The organism is Leeuwenhoekiella obamensis (assembly GCF_055391795.1).
The window spans coordinates 1,427,275-1,447,678 of record NZ_AP029251.1 but is presented as its reverse complement, the minus strand read 5'-3'; the positions used below and the strand labels follow the sequence as shown (position 1 = coordinate 1,447,678).

Annotated in this window: 19 protein-coding genes and 1 pseudogene; 8 read left to right on the top strand and 12 right to left on the bottom strand. The window is 34.7% G+C overall.

The window, feature by feature from the left end; all coding sequences use genetic code 11:
* The first annotated feature begins 179 nt into the window (after positions 1 to 179).
* The 3 genes from ACZ5L8_RS06455 to ACZ5L8_RS06445 all read left to right on the top strand — a co-directional run bounded on the left by ACZ5L8_RS06455 (position 180) and on the right by ACZ5L8_RS06445 (position 3,185).
* Positions 180 to 548, top strand: a complete 369-nt coding sequence (locus ACZ5L8_RS06455; protein ID WP_464440448.1) for a BfmA/BtgA family mobilization protein — start codon at positions 180 to 182, stop codon at positions 546 to 548.
* A 22-nt stretch (positions 549 to 570) separates the two neighbouring features.
* Positions 571 to 1,602 (top strand): MobB family relaxase, encoded by a 1,032-nt coding sequence (mobB, locus tag ACZ5L8_RS06450; RefSeq protein WP_464440447.1) that lies wholly within the window; start codon positions 571 to 573, stop codon positions 1,600 to 1,602.
* Positions 1,603 to 1,670: 68 nt separating this feature from the next.
* Complete coding sequence (locus ACZ5L8_RS06445; protein ID WP_464440928.1) at positions 1,671 to 3,185, top strand: type IV secretory system conjugative DNA transfer family protein; 1,515 nt, start codon at positions 1,671 to 1,673, stop codon at positions 3,183 to 3,185.
* 646 nt (positions 3,186 to 3,831) lie between these two features.
* Here ACZ5L8_RS06445 and ACZ5L8_RS06440 read toward each other — a convergent pair.
* The 7 genes from ACZ5L8_RS06440 to ACZ5L8_RS06410 form a co-directional block, all read right to left on the bottom strand.
* On the bottom strand, positions 3,832 to 4,686 hold the full coding sequence (locus ACZ5L8_RS06440) for a DUF4138 domain-containing protein (RefSeq protein ID WP_464440446.1): 855 nt from the start codon (positions 4,684 to 4,686) through the stop codon (positions 3,832 to 3,834).
* Positions 4,683 to 5,612 carry a conjugative transposon protein TraM gene (gene traM, locus ACZ5L8_RS06435; RefSeq protein WP_464440445.1) on the bottom strand — a complete coding sequence of 310 codons (930 nt, stop codon included), beginning with the start codon at positions 5,610 to 5,612 and terminating at the stop codon, positions 4,683 to 4,685. Before traM ends, ACZ5L8_RS06440 begins: the two co-directional genes overlap by 4 nt.
* Positions 5,613 to 5,653: 41 nt before the next feature.
* The gene (locus ACZ5L8_RS06430) at positions 5,654 to 6,268 is read right to left on the bottom strand and encodes a conjugal transfer protein TraK (RefSeq protein WP_464440444.1); all 615 of its coding nucleotides are present in this window, start codon (positions 6,266 to 6,268) and stop codon (positions 5,654 to 5,656) included.
* 10 nt (positions 6,269 to 6,278) lie between these two features.
* Positions 6,279 to 7,121, bottom strand: a complete 843-nt coding sequence (locus tag ACZ5L8_RS06425) for a hypothetical protein (protein WP_464440443.1) — start codon at positions 7,119 to 7,121, stop codon at positions 6,279 to 6,281.
* A 1-nt stretch (position 7,122) separates the two neighbouring features.
* Positions 7,123 to 7,698, bottom strand: coding sequence for a TrbJ/VirB5 family protein (locus ACZ5L8_RS06420; protein WP_464440442.1), 576 nt, complete (start codon positions 7,696 to 7,698; stop codon positions 7,123 to 7,125).
* A gap of 6 nt (positions 7,699 to 7,704) precedes the next feature.
* Positions 7,705 to 10,107 carry a TraG family conjugative transposon ATPase gene (locus tag ACZ5L8_RS06415; RefSeq protein WP_464440441.1) on the bottom strand — a complete coding sequence of 801 codons (2,403 nt, stop codon included), beginning with the start codon at positions 10,105 to 10,107 and terminating at the stop codon, positions 7,705 to 7,707.
* 273 nt (positions 10,108 to 10,380) lie between these two features.
* Positions 10,381 to 10,668, bottom strand: coding sequence for a hypothetical protein (locus ACZ5L8_RS06410; RefSeq protein WP_464440440.1), 288 nt, complete (start codon positions 10,666 to 10,668; stop codon positions 10,381 to 10,383).
* Positions 10,669 to 10,856: 188 nt separating this feature from the next.
* Here ACZ5L8_RS06410 and ACZ5L8_RS06405 point away from each other — a divergent pair, with 188 nt between their 5' ends.
* The gene (locus ACZ5L8_RS06405; protein WP_464440439.1) at positions 10,857 to 11,489 is read left to right on the top strand and encodes an N-acetylmuramoyl-L-alanine amidase family protein; all 633 of its coding nucleotides are present in this window, start codon (positions 10,857 to 10,859) and stop codon (positions 11,487 to 11,489) included.
* Positions 11,490 to 11,636: 147 nt separating this feature from the next.
* On the opposite strand, the gene ACZ5L8_RS06400 is transcribed toward ACZ5L8_RS06405, so the two are convergent.
* The 5 genes and pseudogenes from ACZ5L8_RS06400 to ACZ5L8_RS06380 form a co-directional block, all read right to left on the bottom strand.
* The gene (locus tag ACZ5L8_RS06400) at positions 11,637 to 12,299 is read right to left on the bottom strand and encodes an ATPase (RefSeq protein ID WP_464440438.1); all 663 of its coding nucleotides are present in this window, start codon (positions 12,297 to 12,299) and stop codon (positions 11,637 to 11,639) included.
* Positions 12,283 to 13,050, bottom strand: coding sequence for a hypothetical protein (locus tag ACZ5L8_RS06395; RefSeq protein WP_464440437.1), 768 nt, complete (start codon positions 13,048 to 13,050; stop codon positions 12,283 to 12,285). Before ACZ5L8_RS06395 ends, ACZ5L8_RS06400 begins: the two co-directional genes overlap by 17 nt.
* A gap of 3 nt (positions 13,051 to 13,053) precedes the next feature.
* On the bottom strand, positions 13,054 to 13,335 hold the full coding sequence (locus tag ACZ5L8_RS06390) for a helix-turn-helix domain-containing protein (protein ID WP_464440436.1): 282 nt from the start codon (positions 13,333 to 13,335) through the stop codon (positions 13,054 to 13,056).
* Positions 13,336 to 13,595: 260 nt separating this feature from the next.
* Positions 13,596 to 14,197, bottom strand: a pseudogene (locus ACZ5L8_RS06385) (RteC domain-containing protein).
* Between the two features lie 323 nt (positions 14,198 to 14,520).
* Positions 14,521 to 16,923: an aminotransferase class I/II-fold pyridoxal phosphate-dependent enzyme gene (locus tag ACZ5L8_RS06380; protein WP_464440435.1), complete on the bottom strand. Its 2,403-nt coding sequence runs from the start codon at positions 16,921 to 16,923 to the stop codon at positions 14,521 to 14,523.
* 223 nt (positions 16,924 to 17,146) lie between these two features.
* Between ACZ5L8_RS06380 and ACZ5L8_RS06375 the strand changes: the two genes are divergently transcribed.
* The 4 genes from ACZ5L8_RS06375 (at position 17,147) to ACZ5L8_RS06360 (ending at position 20,382) form a co-directional block, all read left to right on the top strand.
* Positions 17,147 to 17,515 carry a DUF7793 family protein gene (locus ACZ5L8_RS06375; protein ID WP_464440434.1) on the top strand — a complete coding sequence of 123 codons (369 nt, stop codon included), beginning with the start codon at positions 17,147 to 17,149 and terminating at the stop codon, positions 17,513 to 17,515.
* Between the two features lie 25 nt (positions 17,516 to 17,540).
* On the top strand, positions 17,541 to 18,443 hold the full coding sequence (locus tag ACZ5L8_RS06370) for a helix-turn-helix domain-containing protein (RefSeq protein ID WP_464440433.1): 903 nt from the start codon (positions 17,541 to 17,543) through the stop codon (positions 18,441 to 18,443).
* 82 nt (positions 18,444 to 18,525) lie between these two features.
* A complete protein-coding gene (locus ACZ5L8_RS06365; protein ID WP_464440432.1) occupies positions 18,526 to 20,016 on the top strand; it encodes a MauE/DoxX family redox-associated membrane protein in 1,491 nt (496 codons plus the stop codon).
* A gap of 90 nt (positions 20,017 to 20,106) precedes the next feature.
* Positions 20,107 to 20,382 carry a DUF6520 family protein gene (locus ACZ5L8_RS06360; protein WP_464440431.1) on the top strand — a complete coding sequence of 92 codons (276 nt, stop codon included), beginning with the start codon at positions 20,107 to 20,109 and terminating at the stop codon, positions 20,380 to 20,382.
* The last annotated feature ends 22 nt before the right edge of the window (positions 20,383 to 20,404 follow it).

The following is a 20,404-nucleotide window of genomic DNA, read 5'->3' as shown; positions in this document are numbered from 1 at the left end:
AACGAAAAGGAAAAGCAAGAGGGTAACACGCTACGCGATGTTAACAGGATCTATCAATTTTAAAAACGCTGAAAAACAAGGGTTTGTAAATTAATTGTTTTTCTCGTCTTTAATAATTTGCGACAATTGTCCGCTAAACTGCCATTTTTCGGGACCTATTTGCTACAAATCGGCAAAATATGGAAACATTTATTGGAATTAGATTTAAAAAAGATACTGCTAAACGGTTTCAAGAATTTTCTAAAAAACATTTTAAATCACATACGGAGGCCATGGCCACGATGCTTGATTTTTTCTTCTATAATGAGATTTCACCAAAAGAGCAACTCGGTCCTACAGCTCGAACACTGGAAAATAAACTTCTAAAAAGAATTAATGCTGTCATTGCCATAATGAGAGACGTGGAAAAAACACAAACTAAGCCCACGGCCGCAATGCTTCAATCTCTTTTTCAAATGGAAGAACCTCCAGAGAAACCGCTGTTTGTAGAGAAGAAATATGCTGATGATCACTCAACACCCCAATATCAGGAAAAGAGAAATTCTTGAGAATAATTTTTAAATCACTTCCATGTATATCACTATCTCACCTCAAAAATTAGGAAAACAGTATTCACAGAGCGCAGCAGATTTTGTAGGGTATCTTGAAAAGGAAAATAAAGAATTACCACAAGAAAATCATGAATATTTCTTTAATCAGTTTGGTGATGGAATACCATCAGAAAACGTAATAAAAGAGATTGATGCGAACACTGCCAAACTGAAAAAAAGAGAACCTAAATTTTATTCGATCACAGTGAATCCATCAAAATATGAGTTGAAACAATTGAAGCATACTACAAAAAATCTAAAAGAATATACACAGGAATTGATGAAAGTATACGCTGCTTCATTCAATAGAGAAATCAATGGTCGTCCTATCTCAATAACTGATATCAAATACTTTGCGAAAATTGAACATCAAAGAAAATTTAAAGGTACAGATAAAGAGGTTCAAGAAAATCAAAAGTATGCCACCAAGATCCTTCAATTAAAAAATGAAATTCGTAATGCCAAATCTGAAAGAGAAACTGAGCGTATCCTATTAGTAAAAAAACAAATCGCTCAACTTGAGCAGAATGCTCCCCATAAAATTGATGGAAAAAGAATCGTCCAGGGTATGCTGAAACCAGGGAATCAAAGTCATATTCATATTATTGTTAGCCGAAAGGATGCTTCTAATTCGTATAGTTTATCACCAGGTAGTAAGCATAAAGCTTCTGAAGTGGAGATGCATGGTAAGATAGTGAAAAGAGGTTTTGATCGAGATAACTTCTTTATGGAGGCTGAGAAAATTTTTGATAAAACTTTTTCCTATCAACGCAACTATGCAGAAACGTATAAGGCTAGAAAAAATTTCATAAATAATCCTCAGAAGTACTTCGCAGCATTACTAAAATTACCAGCTAATGAAAAGGCTTTAGCTTTTAAAATATTAAATGCTTCAGGGACTTCTATAGTACCTTCAGTTCCTATAAATAAAGCGCAAATTGCGCTTAGAGTATTGAAAAGGTTAAAGCGTGGTGCTGAGATCGCTATCAATTCCAGTTCAATAGGTATATAATCGTGGATATAAAGTTTATAACATATCTTTTATGTACAATTGGAGTGACAGTCGTGGCCTTCTACGTTATGTATCGGGTAAGTAAGTATGCTTTTGTCTTCAATTTCTTAATTCTTGGAATTCTAACTTATTGCATGTATAACGATTATTCATTGCATATGATATTACTATATCTGGATTGCCCTCTGATGATGATGAATATTGTGTTGTATGTATTTCTGCATGAGACAAAAACTCCTATTAAAAAAGATGCGGTGTACAATGTCATTTTCGAAACTTCTAATGGAGAATTTGAATTAGATAATATCAAACGGGGAGCTTCAATTATTGGATCAGCAGGGAGTGGGAAAACAGAAAGTGTAGTGTATGGTTTTTTAAAGCATTTTAGTCAAAACAAGTTTTGTGGTGTTATTCATGACTACAAACATTTTGAACTTACTGAAATTGCATATCCGCTTTTTGAGACTAGTGATATACCCTTTAAAATCATCTCTTTTGATAAAATTATGCATAGAGTAAATCCCATTGCACCTCGATATTTGGATAATGAAGAAAGCGTCAATGAAGTAGCAAGAGTACTCATCGAAAATCTATTGGAACTGCGTGAATCAGGTACCAGTGGTACTACAAAATTCTTTAATGATGCTGCTGAAGGATTGATTTCAGGAATTATATGGAAATTGAAAACGGATTATCCCGATTATTGTACTCTTCCTCACCTGATCGCGATCTACCAGTTTCTTGATACAGATAGTCTGATTAAATTTTTAGAAACCAATATCACTTCAAGAGCTATGGCAGACGCATTTATTAGTGGAAAGGATTCTGATCGACAGACAGCGGGCGTAAAAAGTACTTTGGCTAATGCCCTTAAACGTATCAGTACACAGCGGATTTTTATGGTATTGTCTGCAGATGAAGTTCCCCTTGATATCAATAATACAGAAAACCCAGGGGTTATATCAGTGGTGAATAATCCTAAATATGAAACTTCTTATTCTCCCGTGATAGCTACTATTATTCACACATTAACTAAACAAATGAGTACACGAGGTCAAAAACAATCGTTTTTGCTAATGGAAGAAGCGCCAACCATTCGTTTATTAAATATGCATCGTGTACCGGCTACGCTACGTAGTTATAATATAGCGACGATCTATGTGATGCAAGACAAAATTCAAAATGATATGATGTATGGCGATAAAGCTAGTAAAGCGATTTTGAGTAACTTATCTTATCAGTTTTTTGGAAAAGTGAATGATCCTGATACCTCAAAATACTATGAGCGCTTCTTTCAGATTATCAAAAACCCTACAAAAAGTATCAGCCGCGGGTATAATCTTGATTTTGATACGAGGGTAACCACCGGGGAAAAGGAAATACCCAAAATTAGGTCTGATGTTTTTTTCCGATTACAACCCGGTGAATTTGTTACGTATGCAGATGGGAATGATAAAAAGGTACAATTTAAGCTTGCTAGTATCAAAAGAGCTTTACCAGAGGATATTCAGCAATGTACTAAGGCTGATTTAGAAAAGAATTTTGAACGCATTTATGCTGAGGCACGGTCAATATTCAATTGATGGGAAATATAGAAGATTACCCCCCGCAAGCACAATGACTTAATTTGACAGGTTGATAAATTACATTTCAAGGGTACTATGAAGCATCAATGAATATTACCACCTTTATTCTTTGCTTGGTGTAAATAAGGAAGATATGAACACTTAAAAAATAATTCTTTTACCGAAAAATCAGAGAGTGTTTGAACAGCTGGGAGAATATAAAACTGGCTCGTAAAAGAAGGAAGCTTACTACAGTTCAAGTTGCTGAATGGGCTGGTTTTATTCGTCTGACTTTGTATCGAATCTAGAAGGGAGATCCAGCGGTATCTATGGGCTCATATTTCAACGTATTTCAAGTGTGAATTTAGAAGATAACTTTAAAAAATTGGCCTTAGATGATGAGCTAGGTAGCAAACTGCAGGACCTGGATTTATTATAGAATGTTATGACAAAAGGAAAATTTGATAACTATGTATTTGCTGATAGGGAGTTCTTAGAAAAAGCAACTTTGATTGGAGTACTTTATGCGCATTTTGCCAAAGGGTAGAAAGCATTCAGTTTTGAGTATGACAAGGATTGGCTAAAAACAGAGACATATGATGGATGGCGCTATTAAATGGTGACTAGTAATTTTTACAAACGTTTTATCTCAAGAAATATCCTTTCAATTGGGATTATTGATAAATCTATGGGAGATTTTCAACTTAACGATGCGTTCCCCATGATTTTCGTTTAATTCTAACATCATACTTCTATCATTAGAAAGGGAATACTTAGGCATGACATATACAGTTCTTATCTGATCTCCAGCTTTTACCTTGTTTGGTAATTGATGTACGTATAAAGACGGTCTATATATACGTTGTAAGGATTTTCGTTTTCCCTTTTTCCTTGTGGTTAGATAGAAGTTTAGAAAATTTAAATCATAGTCTAAATTGGATTTGTTTTCTATCTTAATTACAAAATAAATCTGTTCGTCTTTAAATACTATGTTATCAACTTTTAGAATAATCCCTCCTTTTCTTTTTTTGATATTTCCTAAATGCTGATTTCGCCGTAACAGGGAATTACAGAAAAGTTTGTAATCACTATTCTCTAAAGGCATTACGGGCTTTGTCGTTGCCGTATCTTTTGTGTTATTTATAGATGGATCTACATTTCCAATACTGTTATTGTTATCTATAAAATAATTGACTTGATTAATTCCTTTTTTATAACCTATTATATATGAGAAAATTGAACCATTCTTAGTGATCACCAGTAAGTTGCTGTTTTCACCTTTCGTGGCTTGGAGCAACCCAAAATATTGTTCTTTTTCTCGATTGAATGTAAAGACAAAATTTTCTGTTCCTGTTGTTGCCTGATGAATAGGGTCAGGAAAAAAGAGCGCGACATTCTTGGTTTCATTTGCATAAATTGTATCTAAACCATGAGCTGTATTAAGGTGCTGTTGACTCCAACTTAACTGCGATGAAAACAGAACTATAAGAAGAATTAAAAGGTGAGTGTAAAATTTCATGGTTTAGGTTTTAGTAGTAATTTATAGTTGTTTAGAATCGTAACTTTTACATGGCGATTAGAGCGCCTAAGAACTTTTGTTATTCCGTTAACCTGTGGAACTGATGGAATATTAATATCTTGTATTACGTCATCCACAATCTCTTCTGTGGCTTCAGATCTGAAATTATTTTCTACATATATACCTTCAGCACCATCATCTATATCAAAGGCCTTAAGACTCGTAGCAATAGATTGAATATTTTCTATTTTAATCATGGCTCTATTGGGTTTAAAACTGATAAAGCCATAGAGTACTGTGTTTTTAGGAAGGACTACATTATTAATTTTTGTGTCTTTCGTTAGCCGCATACGTAACCTGGAGTGGGCTTTTACTACTTGATTACCATCCACAACCACCACTATATTTTTATCTGTGTTATTGAATAGTGTTTGGTCATTGATTTTTGGCGCTGACGCAAAGAATAATTGATGCTCTAAACCTAATTCTTGTGCTTTGATCTTTAGATCGTTTTTATATTCTGTTGAATCAATTTCAGGTTCCTCCTTAATTCTAGAAATTGCATGTCGTGATGAGTTTGTGGAGGCGGGTGTATATTTTATTTTATTGGCAGCATAGATGCTATCAACGACCCGTTTCTTTTCCTTGTTATCTAGTTTAGGATCATAGTAGCCTAAGGAATCAATAAACTTTTCACTATATATACTCGGGACAGTTGTCTCCCTAGCCTCTTTTAAATTATCAAGGGCGTCGAGTTTGGAAGTATAGGTTTTCAGATCTTTTTCTAATTCAGGAACTACTGTCTGCTTAAGGTCTTGACCATTTTCTTCACTATCATCCATAATCAGGATTGTATATGATATCAGAAATAGGAAAAGAACAGCCAGTACAGAAATAAATACAATTTTGTTTTTCTTTAGAGTCATAACACGTTATGAAGATTTAATTTGTTTGCTTTACTGGGTTATTACTTGTTCTTATCGAGCTTTTGTAGGCTTTCTTCAAAGAAATCAGTGATTAACAATCCATGTGGGTTTTTAGGAAAATTGCGATCTACTGGTATAAGTTTGCCTGTTGTGATCAATGCATAGGTGTCTTTGACAGTTCCTCTGTTAATCTCAAAAATGGTCTTGGTCTTAAAATGATATTGATGATCTACTATAGAAATCGTGGAAGTGATATTTAGCACGTTCTGTAATAATGAGTATTGTATAAGTCTATTGTAAACACCGTCTGCTTTTTTCTGCCGATAAAGGTTGTCTACTGAACTATTTCCCAGCCATAGGGCTTTTTCAAGATTCTGTTCATAATTGCTAGCGTCAATATCATAGAAGTAGTTATGAAAAAGCTCTAAATGAGCTAATGCTTCAACCTTAAAATTTTCTCTCTGATCGATTAATTTTAGCGGGATAATACTACCGTCAGTGTTTATAGCAAACACACTGTTAAGAGACTTCTCATGGATAGTATAGGTTATAAAAACTGAGAGTGAGCTGCTTATAAAAGCAAAAACGATCACAGCAATAACTATAAACCTATTAAGCTTGAGTATCTTATAAATATTTAAAAATGGTGTTTTCATGATCGCATATTTAATTGGAAAACAATCTGAGCGTAAATGAAGTCGCTTTTTTGTACAATTTGATTTTTAAAAAAACAATAAAGCCTACAGTGCCTAATTGAACTACAGGTGCAAAAAAGCCCTGACCTGTATTGGTACCAAATAAATCTTCCCAGAAATTAGTGTTGACCTCAGTATATATTGCATTGATAAAAACATTAACTAGAAAAAAGGCGGGAACAAGCATATATATCGCAGCATATAATTTAAAAAAAGTATAGGCGAGTGAACGGAACTTTTCAAATACGGCAAGACTTATAACTAGGGGAAAAAATGCCTGCATTATACCTAAAAGGAAAAAACGTTCAGCTAGAAAAAGAGGATATATAAAGAGATCAAGCATCCATAGAAACATTCCAATGATAAATGCAATGATCTTAAATCCGTAAAGAGGTGTAATCAATGCTTCATAGAGTAGGGTCATGGCCGCCTGAGCCACTTCAAGTATTCCCACATCTTCTTCAATGGGTATGTCTTGCATTTGTAAAGGCAAAAGGGCAGGGGCAGTGCTTCTATATTGATTTTCGATGGCTACGAGTATACCATCAAAAAGCCCTAATACTTGAGTTGAGAATATTACAAGCAGAACGATTGCAAAATTTTTCACGAGCTCCTCTGGACTCAATCCCCAAGTGTAGCCGTTCTTGTTGGCTATACCTTCATTATACTTTTTAAGGATATTAATTAGAAAAAACAGAATAGCAAGTGCTTTCATTCCCACAATGGTATATTGGGAAAATTGGCTGTTTTGAATGGTCTGAAATATTGTGTCCACATATTCAAGCCCGAACCCTAAAAGCATTAGAAGTTCCATCTTAATATGATTTTTCCCGGTTATTGATTTTATCCTGCATTTCTCGAAAGGAGATAATATCCTTATAGCGTTTGGTTCTGGTATTGATATTCGAGACCATTTCCCTAGATTCAGCTTCCTTTTCCTTAAGTATCTCTGCACGCTCGGCATCACTCATTTTGAGGTAATCACTGGATAAAACTTCATCAATAAAGTCCATGGTTTCTAAGGAGTTCTCAACAATTGCGTCAAACGATTCGTTGATGCGTGTGATTTCATCAGCCCGTATATAAGGAGAATTTAAAATGGCTCTAAGATCATGTCGCATTACATTGATTAAGCGTTGATTGTTTCGTCCTATTTCACGGACGGCTTTTAGCTGTCTTACCACATTGGAAACTTTCTCTACACTTTCTTTGGCCTCTTTTAAAAACTTTACTGATTTAATCAGTTGAGCGGTTTGCTTTCCAGACTCTACCAATTGCTTGACTAGACTTACAAAGTTGGTGTTATCATATACTGGCATTCCTTGTGATCTTGAGCTTAGCGGTATTAAAATAGTTAATACCATTGCGATAAATAAAATGTTAGATTTCATGAGTATTTAATTTTTGGATATAAATTCTTTAATGGCTTCTTCCATGTTTCCTGTTCTATCATAAATTGCCATAATTTCCTCGTTCTCTTTTCCATCCGTGAGGTAGGCTGCATATACTTCTCTGGGGACTTCTAAGCGAAATATGTTGCTCTCCTTTCCGATTTTGATGAACATCTCAGTATACTTTCTTGAACCAGAGAGGTTGTTCTTAATTGATTCAAGTTGGTTGAGGTCATGGCTTGTTAGATTGAGCCTTTTTACAAGTGCATCATACCCCTTTTCATTGTTTAAACTATAGAGTACCTGAGTGTTTTCCAGTATACTGGCAGAGGTAGCGTTGTTAGGTAATTGATTGATAGATTGTAAAATGATACCAATAGCGCCGTTTTGTTTTCTGATCGCTTGATAATAGAATTCAACGCTTTCTAATACATTCTCAAACTTTAATTGTTTTGCAAATTCGTCAAATAATATGATGCCTTTTTCTGCTCTGTTTTTCCAGATCGTTCGCTGTACGGCTGTCTTGATGAGCTTCAACATTACAGATAGAATCTCTTTATTATCTTTAACTTCATCAAGCTCAAAGACAATCAATCGCTTGTCTTCAAGTTTGTAAGTTTGATCCTCGCGTACTTCAAATAGAAAGCTATATAGACCATTCCCGACATACTCGGACATGACATGTAAAAAACTGGTTACATTGAAGTAGTCGGGATGGATTTTAAGGTCATGCAGAATGGTGTTCTGATTCCTTTCTATATAGGTGTAAAAATTGGCTAATGAATGATTAGTATCTGTATGACTGTAGTAATGACGAAGTATCTTTTTTAAGGATACAGACTGAGATTTGGTAACATTATGCTCTGATGCAAAAAGTTCAAATATGAAAACAGATAAGTCCTCTAAACGCTCTGGCGTAAGATCTTCCTTTTGGGTAATGAAAAAAGGATTAATCCCAAGATTTTTTCCTGTTTCATACCTAAGGATTGTATACTTTTCAGGATATAGCTTAGCAAACTTGGTATAGGATCCACCAAGATCGATAATTACCAACCGCACACCACTTTCAAAATATTGCCGAAGTATATTATTTGCTAGAAATGATTTTCCTTCACCGGTGGGAGCGAAAATTGCAAAGTTTCGGGCCTTGATACGCTTCTTTTGTTCATCCCACACATCCTTTAAAATCGGGATATTATATTCTCGATCATTGAAGATTATTCCCGTTTTGTCAGACTTGTATTTACTGTTATTTATAAAGAGACATAAAGCATGTTTGAGATCGGTTACATATAGATCATCGTTGGAGAAATTAGATGAAAAGCAGAAGTAACTATTAAGAATATAATTTTTACGTTCTGTACCTCTGGGGTAATAGGGGGTAATATCAAGTTCCTTAAACTCAGTTTTTATTTTAGATGTGATCTTTTCTAATGCTTTAGCTTCTTTAGCCCAATACACTACATTGAAATGTCCTCGTATAATTCTCGCGTTATCATCTGAATTTATTTGATCTAATATCTGTTGGATTTTGCCTAAAACAACCTTGTTCTGTGATCCGAAATTGGAGCTTTTGCTTAATTCCTCTACCTTTTTGTCGAGTATCCTTCTCCATTTATGTTTATCATCCAGATATAGTATTTGATTAATTATATGATTCTCATTTAGAGTAAGCCCTAAGCCATCAATAAACCCTTGATGAAATACAAAATCATCTGAAGTGAATTTCTCATTGGTTTTACTACTTTGTACTCTTTCGCCAAAGCACAGTTCGTTATTGATGGCCAGGGCATCATAATGATTATTTCCTATGGTAAAATCTTTTTGATCTAGGATAATATCGGTTGTACATCCTTCATTAAATCCATTGAAATACTGATGCGTGAATCCATGTAATTCATCATTTGTAAGCGCCTTGCATTCTATTTTTCGACTGTTATTTATAAAGGAAATTGAATCTTCAACTGCATTCGCGAAGTCTTTTACATTCTCATTTATTTCTTGTACAATGCCTGGTGATATTTTCTTAAAAGGATTTACATATTTTGGATTATTGAGTGACGTATTCTTTTTTAAAATAAAGAACAAATAGCATTGGTGTTCTAAATAGTCTCTTCCTTCAAAGTAATCATGGGTGGCTTTTTCTAAAAAGGATGTGGCAGGTAGGTGTTCAGATGAAAAATTCTTTTTTAAATAGACGTCTTGTTTATGAATTACAGTTCCGGAGGGTAAGGATTTAAAAGCTTGAAACCAGGCGCTGTGCATATCCTCAAAGTCTTTTTCCGAAAGCGAGTAGATTTCTGGAAGATTGCCCTTGTAACCTAGTACTACATTGCCATTATTGGCAAAGACAATATTATCCTGAATATCTGCTATTGGACGGAAAGAGGCCAGATTAATTCTTTTCATAATACATTCCTGAATTTCTTTTGTTGCTAATGACTTTTGGAAATGGATTATCCCATTGAAATAGGCTAGGGGTATGAGCGATTTTGGTTAGCCCTATATATAAGAGTATGTCAAATACAACTAGCCCCAGCATGATACCCAACCCGAATGAGAAGATGATAATTAAAAGGGTTAGTAGGATAGCTATCATCATCAACGCGAATAAGGAAAGGGGTAGTCCAAAGATCATAGCGCGTTTCCTTATATTTCGGTAAATTTCATACTGCTTCATATCTATACTACTATTCCAATTAAATAGGTGAAAATCCCTACCACAGCCCCGGCAATAAGTACGAAAACCAAAACACGGGTAATTCCTTTCTTCAGATCTGCATTTTCACCAAAGAAGTGTCCGGCATTAAATAAAAACCCAACCAGAAAAATGACTCCAAGGATAATTGGAAAAATGGTTCTTATGGTATCTGAAACATCATTTACCGAATCTTCAATACCTCCTATTTGTGCAAAAAGTGAACTGGATACTAGCGAAAGAATAGTCGCCAGATAAAATGATTTTTTCATAATGAATAAGTTTAGAAATTGTGTTGTTTTCGTTAGGAGTAATTTACATATATTTGAATATAAAAACCTGTAAATCAATTTTTTATATTTAAAATATTAGTTACTTTCATTTAATTCTCTTTGCTGTTATTTGATTTTAATTTCTATGGAATTTCAATGGTAAGGAGATAAAAACTAGAATTGTAGAAATGAAAAATATGCTCAAAAACGTCAGTTTTACTTTTTTGATCTTGAAAAGTTGTCTGCTTTTCAGTCAGGGGATCGAAGCAAACAAAGTGGTTGTGATAGACCCTGGGCATGGGGGAAATGACCCGGGAGCAATAGGGATAAATGAAATTCAGGAAAAAGATGTTGTTTTGGATATCGCAGGCGCCATTTCGAAACTTAATAAAGAGTCAGATTCACCTTTAGAAATCTATTTGACTCGGGATAGAGATACGCTAATTTCACTGTCGGATAGAACCAAGATAGCCAGAGCATTGAAAGCAAATTTGTTTTTGTCCCTGCATTGTAATCATTCAGATAATCCCAATGCTAGAGGTATTGAAGTGTATGTAGGTAACCGGAAAACAAAATTCTCTGATTCATCAATTTGGTTGGCATATAAACTAGAATCAGATTTTAAAAATAAACTTGGTTTTGAGGGTCGAGGTGTGAAATTTGCAAATTTTCAGGTGCTTCGGGAAACGATCTTAGATATGCCTTCGGTACTGTTGGAATTGGGGTTTTTGAGTAATCAGGACGAATATGACTATTTCTTAAAGCCTAATTCTACCAAAATTTTAGCTGAATTGATTTGGTATGTTCTAAATAAAAAATAAAACTATGAAGGATCTTGGACTTGAACTAATGGACATCCTCAAAAGAATAGTTAAGGCGATCTATCAGATTTTAATTGATCGGTTATCACGAAAGTTCTAAATTTTTTATAATGGTCTATTACTTAATAATAGGCCATATTATAAATATTAATCCCTCTTATCTCCCGCATCTTTATCAAATGCTATCAAGTTAAACAGTTCCCTCATTCGGCTACGTACACGGTTACCATAGCGTTCTTCTAGTTCTTCTGCATTTAGATTGGTGGTAGCATGTGTTTTTATTGCTCTTTTGGTTTTTAAGTACAGATCGTATCTTGATAAGAGAACTTCCCCCATGACATTTAGATCCTTGCCGTAAAATCTTCCTGCTGGCTCAACACCCAGATCATCAAAACAGAAAAACTTGGAGTTTCCATATTCCTGAACCGTTTTAAACCCTAAATGATTAAAACTAAAAGTTACATTTCGACAAGGGATCATTTCATAAGGGCGCTGTAATGGTACAATATGACGTAATAGCTTCATTAAACTGGTCTTGCCACAGCCCACCGGACCAGATAGCAATAAACCTTTGTTTATATCGAGATCATATTTGCTACAGTTTTTCTTATCTCTTGTAAAATAGGAGCATAACTTCAACAAAGTTTTTCGATCTTCATCATAAATCCTAAACTTTTTACCAAAGAGCAATTTCCCTTTTACATCTAAATATATTAGGATTTTTGAAAAATCATAACATACATTTTTACCATCAAATGTTCCCAATGAATATTCTACACTTCCTTCGATTATTTTAGAGGGGTTGTCCATAATCTTTAGATTTTGAAGTTTTTAGATTATCCTTAATACCTTGATTTTCAGATTGAAAAATTTGTTTGTCTATGGAAGTATTTTCCAATTGAAATACCTTCTTCCGGTCAACCCAACTGCTTGCTAAAGCTCGCCAATCTCTAACAGGATTACCATCGCCGCAAAGCCACTTACGTTCGCTGTAGTGATTGTAAAAACTTTTGGCATCTTCAAGGTCGAAATTTTTTTCTTTAAAATAATCAATAACAACCTTACAGTCCTTTGGTTGTTTGATATAGTTTTCCTGTTTGATATTGTTTATATTAGATACCAGTGCTTGTCCACTGGTGGGATTGTGCCGGTACACTACATGGCCATTTTTAGGACGGTACTGTACCGCAGGTGGTTCATCTCTGGGATTGTACTGTTCTGCCACTTGTTCTAATATGGGATTGTACCGTCCCGTATCTGGTTCATTACTAATCCAAAATTTGGTCATCTTAATTTTGCTTCCTTTGTAGGGATTCTTAGAAGGAAAGTAGTTGAGATATGACCATTTTTCCAGTTCAACGATACAGCGGTGATAGGTTGTTTTAGATCCTATTTTACCAACCCTCATAATATCTCTTCGGTTTACATAAAATTCATCAATAAAACGGCAGGCATTCCATTCTAAAAATAGCGCCATATATAAACTTATATGACTAGGGTTTAGACGCTCATCCGCATAGAACTTGTCAAAAGCCGCATTCAGTAGCTTAATATAATTCATGGATTATGAGTTGTTGTGTCTTATATGATTTGCTTCCATTACCTCTTGAATTTCCTCTGCATCATAATAGATAATACCACCAACCTTCGTGTACGGTAAAGTTCCATTCACGCGAAGATTTTGTAACGTACCGGGGCTTATTTGCAATAAATCCATTACTTCTGAGGATTTCAAATACTTCTTAAGATTTGTATCCGATTGCTTGGCTAATAAACGTTTGATATCCTCGAGTAATTCCATTTTAAAATTTCGAAGATCATCTGTGGTAATAATATTTGTTGACATAATAGAACGATTTAATTTTAAGACCATAATTCTTTTTTGATAGCCCTAAATTGATTTGACTTTCGTTCTTCAAATTTGATGAGTTTTGCTACGAATCTTTCACAATGCCTTACGTAGGGGGAGAAAATTTAACATGCAGAGAATTTAGCATTTAGTTGCATCAGAATCTTGGCATTTACAGGATAATAATGTAAAAATTAGTACCTGTTTATAAGCAAATGCTTTTTTCGTAGTTACGTCTATAGGGGATTCGAAAACCTTTATTTGTCATCCTTATTCATCTTTGTCTCTAACCCTACGATTAAGTTTTCCAGATACTTTGTTCTGTTATTTTTTCTAGCTTTTATTTCTGAGTAGGTTTTGTAAATATTATCCAGTTTTATGTTGAAGTAATCTTCAAAGGATGATGCAATAGTACTTATTTCAGAGGTGCCGTGATTAAGATCTCCGGAAGCATACAGGGCGTAAATCAATTCTACAAGGGCTGTTTTAGATCCAGACCAGAGCATAACTTTATGTTTTTTAGGCTGAAACTGTTCAATGCTTCCTGGTTGTAAGGCTTCAAGAGCTTCACGTATATGATGAATAAGCATGTACATTGCTTGGATTTTTGCCCATAACATATCGTGGGAGCTGGAAAAATCTGGGTATTGATAATAATTTATGGTAGGGGTGAAGGGAAAGTTTTTTCGATGATTACGCGTGAATAATTGATGATCCATATAGGAGTGACCTTGTTCCATATATTGAACAAAATCATTATTTTGATAAAAGAACTTATTGATCTTTCGCAATTCTTTTTTAAAAACCGAACCTTAAAGCTTTGTCCCGCTTTAGGTTTTCTTGTCTCACAGGAGCGCATCTCGGAGAAGTATATGAGATAACTCATGGGACAGGGTTTGATATTTTTAAAAAAATCAATTTCTTCCGGGACATTATCAAAATCTTCTTTTTCAACAATGGCCTTGAGGTTAGAGAGGGAAGTATTGGCTACATCAATTCCCGTAGCTGCTTTTTTTAATGGATTAATGATGCTTAGCACTTCGTTGTTAAGCTTGTTGTGGAATGTTTGGATTTCGGCGTCGAACATATTATTAACTAGACGGGTTAACAAATAGTGAGGTAGATGTATTTTCAAATGGGGTGATGATTTAAGCGGAATAGAATAAAGTGGGTTTTGAGCTTTTATTTACCGCTTCTCATCATTTCCAGTTGTTCTAACATAAAATTGTCATTGGTGTGTACATAAGCCTTTTTGGATAGGGTAGTTGCACCTATTTTTCGCTTTTCAAAAGAGGCACTAAATCCAAAGTCGATTTGATTAAATCCTAAAGCTTTAGCTCGTTTTACGGTTTGATAGAGTAACTGTCTATAAACATGATAATCTCGGGCATAACGATAATCCATACCTATTAAATTGGGAACGTATTTTTTCGATACGTTCTTGTAGCAAAACATTACCCCTAATATTTTCTTATCCGATTTTAATGCTAGTTCTATATACTCCCAATTGGGATGAGCAGCCATCTCTTTGAACAATTTAATAGGGTAGGTAAACGTATTTATGGCTAGATTTCTTTCTTTAACTTGTTTATAGAGTTCATAGTATGTAGTAATTCTCTTGGGGCTTGGTTTCTGCAGAATATTGATATTAAAAAGATTTTCGTGCGGTTCAATATCCTTTTTAAAATGCTTTTGTGACCGCTTGGAAAGATAGTGGATGTAAGGGAACTCTAACTTTTTATCGAGATCGGTTACGATGGATGAATCAGGCATGTCAATGGAGAAAAATCCTTCTTTTAAAAAGAGATTCGACCATGAAAAGTTGGGTTCAAAATCTCTTAGAACGGTCATTGACACATTCTTTTCTGCTCCTAATTTTTCTACAAATATTAGAAATTCACGCAGCGCTTCTTCAGCTATAGGATGATCACGATTTACATATATATGCTTTCCCTCTGTAAATATTGAGCCTAACCCTAAGACCCGGGAGGTATGAATATAAGGATCGGTTAACCTTTGCTTTTCTATAGCTTTAGAAATAGCAGAGGTAGAAAGCATATCGTCTTTCCAAATAGCATCTGTGAGAAACCCTAGTACAATGGTTTTATTCAATCTATCTGTGATGTGTATGTAATGAAAATTCCAATGATGTTCTTTTTGAATAGTATCCTGAAAGACCTCTTCAAGAAATTGAACTCCTTTCCAATCCATCATATTGTTCTGTCCTATTGTTTCATTCCATAATGAGACATCTATTTGGTTAATGCTTTCAAAGTAGCGTAGTTTGAGTTTCCTATTTTGTATAGCTTTTAACCGCGTAGATTCGCTCAACCCAAACGCAGCTGCAATACGTTCATTTGTATTACCTGTTTCTATAAGTGCTTCTGAATGATACTGCTCTAATGCTTGGCATAAATTCTTAATATCATGAAAATCATTATGTATGGATATTGTTATTCGTACTCCTGTATTCTTAACGGGTACAGCAGGGTATAAGCCTAAATTTACAAAGTATCCATTGTCTATAAGTTTTTTTACTAATCGATGCCCCGTTGCAGGGAGGCCGGTTCCAATAAAAAATACTGGTGAATCGTTTTTTGATACAAGGGGTAGATCAGTATCTGATAATAATGTGTTGAAGTAATCGATTCTTGATTTTAATTGATCTTGAAGTGTATATATTTCTGTTGATAGATGTATCTGGGCAGAAGCTATAGCTGCTCCTACGGCGCTGGGCTCTAATTGGGCAGAGAAAGTTAGCGGTCCTCCAAAATTCTTTATTCTGTGATACAGATCCTTATCTGGACAAACCAAAACCGCTCCAGACGCACCAAATGTTTTGCTTAATGTTCCAAAAATAAGTACGTTGTGTGGTATAGATTTCATTTGACTCATTACATATCCACTGCCATGCTTGCCCTGCCAACTCATACCATGTACATCGTCAAAGTAAAGGTGTAGTTGTGTATATTGCTTAGCTAAAGCTAAAAGTGCTTGTACAGGTGCATAATCACCAAACATAGAGTATACACCATCAGCCATATACCAGATCTTTTTGGCCTTAGAAGAATACTTCTTAATCATGTCTTCTAGCATTTCTAGATTGTTGTGACGCACAAGGCGCACAGTAACTCCTCTAAGTTTTAATATTTGAGCAGCATTTTGGACACTCCAGTGAACCTGATGATCTAGGAGTACTACATCATCATCCATTACTACAGAAGGAATCACAGCAATATGCCCTAAGGTACTGTTCTTAGTGATTATTATAGGATAACCATATAACCTTTTAATTTGGTTTTCTAATATAGCATAAAGGGGATGAGAGATATAGGTCTTAGATAAAGGAAACTGAGTTCCGTATCTCTTAATGGCATCTATAGCTCCTTTTTTGAGGCGACTGTCTTGCTCAAGACCCAGGTATCCAGTGGTTCCAAAATGATAACAGCGTATTCCGTTTATTGTAATATATCGTCCATTTAAAGAAGTATCTTCGGCTTTCAGGTGTAATATACCAGCCCGTTTGGCTTTAGAGATAATCTCATCTACAGTATCAAGAAAATGATTGTGTTTGATCTTGGCCATGTATGACTTATTTTGATTAATTCCCTCAAACTAATCAATATCCAGCACCACTATTATACAAGACGGTGATTAATGGCATATCAGACAAGTATTATGTCTAAACATTCAAATTCAACCAAATAAAATTGTAATTATTTAGTTTTTAGTAAAATTTGATGTCTTTTAGTGCAAATTGAAATAGGATGGAATTGTATAAATTCGTAGAATCCAAAATATTAGCGGAATGTATGTGGAAGGAGAATTTGCAAAAATGTGGATCAGTGAGGGTATATTCTATTTTGTCTACAAGCCCTTTAAAGTAATCGATTATAGAAGTGCCATTGCTATTGTTAATCAACGCATGGAATTGCAAAATGGATCTTCGTACCCTATCTTTTGTGACTTAAGAGAAGTTGATAATGCTCATAAACAGGCCAGAGATTATTTATCTACAGAGGGATCTTTTTTGATGAAAGCACTGGCTATACTCGTTAAAAATGAGCATGCTTCAGCAATTCTAAAGATGTATATACAAACCTCAATGGTGCATTGTCCTACCGCAATATTTACAGAAAAAAATAAAGCTATTGAATTTTTAAAGGACTATAAATGAATAGATAATCTTAAAAAATGCAATCATGGAGACAAATGATCAGAAACGTATTGAGCAACTTTATGAGCAGATAATTGAAATCGCAAAAGGTAATTTTGAATACAAAAACACGCTTTCAGAAAGTAGGGATCAAATTGGCACAATAGCACAGTTATTGAATATGATGTCTGAAGAAATTACATTCCTCGATAGCTTAAGTATTCAGAAGTCCAGACTCTTATTTGCAAATCAATTGGTGATAGTTGATGAACAAGGTTTTATTAAATCATATTCTCCTAATTTCTTTGCCGAGATGGGGTATCCCAAGTCCTACTTTTCTCAAAGTATTTATTCCTTCCTTGACAAAACTTCAGAAGATCTTTTGAAATATCAATTACTTGAGGCTAAAAATGAAAGTGCAAGAAATCGATTTAATTTGAGTTTCAAGTCGGCAAATAATGCTTCCATAGATTTCTTTTGTAACCTGGATAAAGTGTTCTTTGCAATAGATAAAGAACTATATATTATAAATGTTTACCAGGATGATCAGCCTGATCTAAAACCTGATAAGGAATTTTGGATCAAAGACTATAAATCTTTAAAAGAAAAACGAGCCAATAATAGAATGTTGGTAAGAGAAGTAAGATTGTATGTCTTAAAGAATCTTGATAAGATGTTACCCTCACTAAAAAAGATAGGTTTAATTCATCAAACCAATCAAACTAAACTTAAGGTAGAGTTTAAAAAAGCATATGGTATTACTATTCACCAATTCCATACGCAAAAGCGGTTAGAAAAGGCGGAACTGCTGCTAAGAGCCACTGAACTTCCTGTGTACGAAGTGGCTAAGAAATGTGGTTATAATGAACTTGCTCACTTTTCTAGAAAGTTTAAAAAACAGTTTGGATTGTCTCCCAGTTATTACAGATCAAAGTTAAAGGGGGAGTAGAAAACAGATCGTTTAATTTAATAGACGTATTGGTCAACCTGTAACTCGCTTTCATTTAGAACTTTGATATAAAGTTTATAAAATGAAAAACACAGGAGCATCATATAGGAGACTGGTCATTGAAATAGCATGTTTCTTCTTTGCGTTGTTATTTGTTTATGCTGCCACGGCCAAAATACTGGAATTCGAGAACTTCGAGGTACAAGTAGGGCAATCCCCGGTACTCAGTACACTGGCTAAGTATATTGTGGTGCTAGTACCCTTACTTGAATACCTTATTGCCATCCTTTTGTATATAAATAAACTGCGTATATATGCCCTCTACGGGGCTTTTTGCCTTATGGCAATGTTTACCGCATATATCTTTATTATACTCAACTACGCAGATTACATTCCTTGTTCTTGTGGCGGAATTTTAGAATCCCTCGGTTGGACAGAACATTTGATATTTAACCTCTTCTGTGTAATTCTTGCTGCGACGGCTATTCTTCTTATGTGCAATAATGTTGAAAAAGGTAAACGATCTACTTTAATAATGCTAGCTACTAGTCTATTAATAAGCACAGCATTAATGACTACGCTATATTTGACTTCAGAACATCAGCTACAACGCAACAATGCTTTTATACGTCGCTATCCACAGCATGTCGCGAAAATTAAAACAAAAATTAATTTAGGCTATAACTCTTATTACATAGCTGGGATTACAAACGATAGTATTTATTTAGGGAATACTACAGCTCCTTTACACATCATTACTATTGACAGGAAACTACAGGATACCACACACCACAAGTTGGATATTCCTGATATAAAAAAGTATGCATTCAGATCTCTGCAATTTCGGGTGCTAGATAATAAGTATTACCTGGGTGATGGAAGTATTCCTGTAATTTTTATGGATACAATTGGGAAGTGGAGACCATCTGTGGTATTAAAAAATGATTATCCATTTTACAAAGTACAACCCATTCAGGATGCAACCTTTGCTGTATTAACGGCAAATAAAGATACAGGAGATCATGAGCTGGGCCTATTGAGCTTTAAAGATTCCGCATCATTTAGGATAGCCCCACAATTATTAGTGAAACAGGTAGATGGAATTTTTGACGTAGATGGCTTTTTGCGATATAATGAGAATCAGGATAAACTTATTTATGTGTATCGCTACCGCAATGAGTATTTGGTAATTAATAATGATCTTAAGCTCGAATATAGAGCGAACACCATCGATACTTTAAGTCAGGCACAGCTGGATATTGCTACAGGAAGTAATACAATAAAAATTGGACCTAAGTCGATTGCAGTAAATCTTAATGTGGCTACTGCAGGGCAATATCTCTTCATACGTTCTGAGCGCTTAGGGCAATATGAACCTGCAGAAATGCTAGATGAAGCCAGTATCATAGATGTATATAAACTGAAGGATAATAGTTATGTGCTTAGTTTTTACCTCTATGATCATGACGGCCATTCAATGAGAAACTTTATGGTAAAGGGTAATCAACTTTATGCTTTACACGATAGGTATTTAATAAAGTACACATTAAAAGCTGATGCTTTTGATTTTTAAAATATTCCGGCCGGGATCAGGAGACTTTAATGTGCTGAAAACCTGTAAAAGAGTAGGCCATTTAATATTAATTTTTAAATTTTTTAAATTATGAAAACCTTAAAAAGAAAAGTCATTTTTCCCGTTATGGTTATGGGACTAGGTGTTTTTGGAGCTTTTGTGGGTACTGCACATACTTCAAATGCATTTTCGCTTGAATTTGGATATGTTGAAACAGATGAGCCTTGTGATACAAGGGTAGACTGTGATACCACTGGGGAAGAAGCATGCACCGTTGTGATTAACAATGAGGAGCAGGAAGCATTAGGGAAGTTATCCCCTACAAGCGATTGTAATATTCCACTGTATAGACCACAGTCTCATTAATCTTTAAAAGAGAAGGGGCCTA

What these genes read in the sequence shown, in the direction of transcription:
- mobB (WP_464440447.1), top strand. Translation starts at nt 571, where the DNA reads ATGTATATCACTATCTCACCTCAAAAATTAGGAAAACAGTATTCACAG.
- ACZ5L8_RS06405 (WP_464440439.1), top strand. Translation starts at nt 10,857, where the DNA reads ATGAAAAATATGCTCAAAAACGTCAGTTTTACTTTTTTGATCTTGAAA.
- ACZ5L8_RS06410 (WP_464440440.1), bottom strand. Translation starts at nt 10,668, where the DNA reads ATGAAAAAATCATTTTATCTGGCGACTATTCTTTCGCTAGTATCCAGT.
- ACZ5L8_RS06365 (WP_464440432.1), top strand. Translation starts at nt 18,526, where the DNA reads ATGAAAAACACAGGAGCATCATATAGGAGACTGGTCATTGAAATAGCA.
- ACZ5L8_RS06455 (WP_464440448.1), top strand. Translation starts at nt 180, where the DNA reads ATGGAAACATTTATTGGAATTAGATTTAAAAAAGATACTGCTAAACGG.
- traM (WP_464440445.1), bottom strand. Translation starts at nt 5,612, where the DNA reads ATGACTCTAAAGAAAAACAAAATTGTATTTATTTCTGTACTGGCTGTT.
- ACZ5L8_RS06360 (WP_464440431.1), top strand. Translation starts at nt 20,107, where the DNA reads ATGAAAACCTTAAAAAGAAAAGTCATTTTTCCCGTTATGGTTATGGGA.
- ACZ5L8_RS06370 (WP_464440433.1), top strand. Translation starts at nt 17,541, where the DNA reads ATGGAGACAAATGATCAGAAACGTATTGAGCAACTTTATGAGCAGATA.
- ACZ5L8_RS06420 (WP_464440442.1), bottom strand. Translation starts at nt 7,698, where the DNA reads ATGAAATCTAACATTTTATTTATCGCAATGGTATTAACTATTTTAATA.
- ACZ5L8_RS06380 (WP_464440435.1), bottom strand. Translation starts at nt 16,923, where the DNA reads ATGGCCAAGATCAAACACAATCATTTTCTTGATACTGTAGATGAGATT.
- ACZ5L8_RS06375 (WP_464440434.1), top strand. Translation starts at nt 17,147, where the DNA reads ATGTATGTGGAAGGAGAATTTGCAAAAATGTGGATCAGTGAGGGTATA.
- ACZ5L8_RS06440 (WP_464440446.1), bottom strand. Translation starts at nt 4,686, where the DNA reads ATGAAATTTTACACTCACCTTTTAATTCTTCTTATAGTTCTGTTTTCA.
- ACZ5L8_RS06425 (WP_464440443.1), bottom strand. Translation starts at nt 7,121, where the DNA reads ATGGAACTTCTAATGCTTTTAGGGTTCGGGCTTGAATATGTGGACACA.
- ACZ5L8_RS06400 (WP_464440438.1), bottom strand. Translation starts at nt 12,299, where the DNA reads ATGGACAACCCCTCTAAAATAATCGAAGGAAGTGTAGAATATTCATTG.
- ACZ5L8_RS06445 (WP_464440928.1), top strand. Translation starts at nt 1,671, where the DNA reads ATGTATCGGGTAAGTAAGTATGCTTTTGTCTTCAATTTCTTAATTCTT.
- ACZ5L8_RS06395 (WP_464440437.1), bottom strand. Translation starts at nt 13,050, where the DNA reads ATGAATTATATTAAGCTACTGAATGCGGCTTTTGACAAGTTCTATGCG.
- ACZ5L8_RS06390 (WP_464440436.1), bottom strand. Translation starts at nt 13,335, where the DNA reads ATGTCAACAAATATTATTACCACAGATGATCTTCGAAATTTTAAAATG.
- ACZ5L8_RS06415 (WP_464440441.1), bottom strand. Translation starts at nt 10,107, where the DNA reads ATGAAAAGAATTAATCTGGCCTCTTTCCGTCCAATAGCAGATATTCAG.
- ACZ5L8_RS06430 (WP_464440444.1), bottom strand. Translation starts at nt 6,268, where the DNA reads ATGAAAACACCATTTTTAAATATTTATAAGATACTCAAGCTTAATAGG.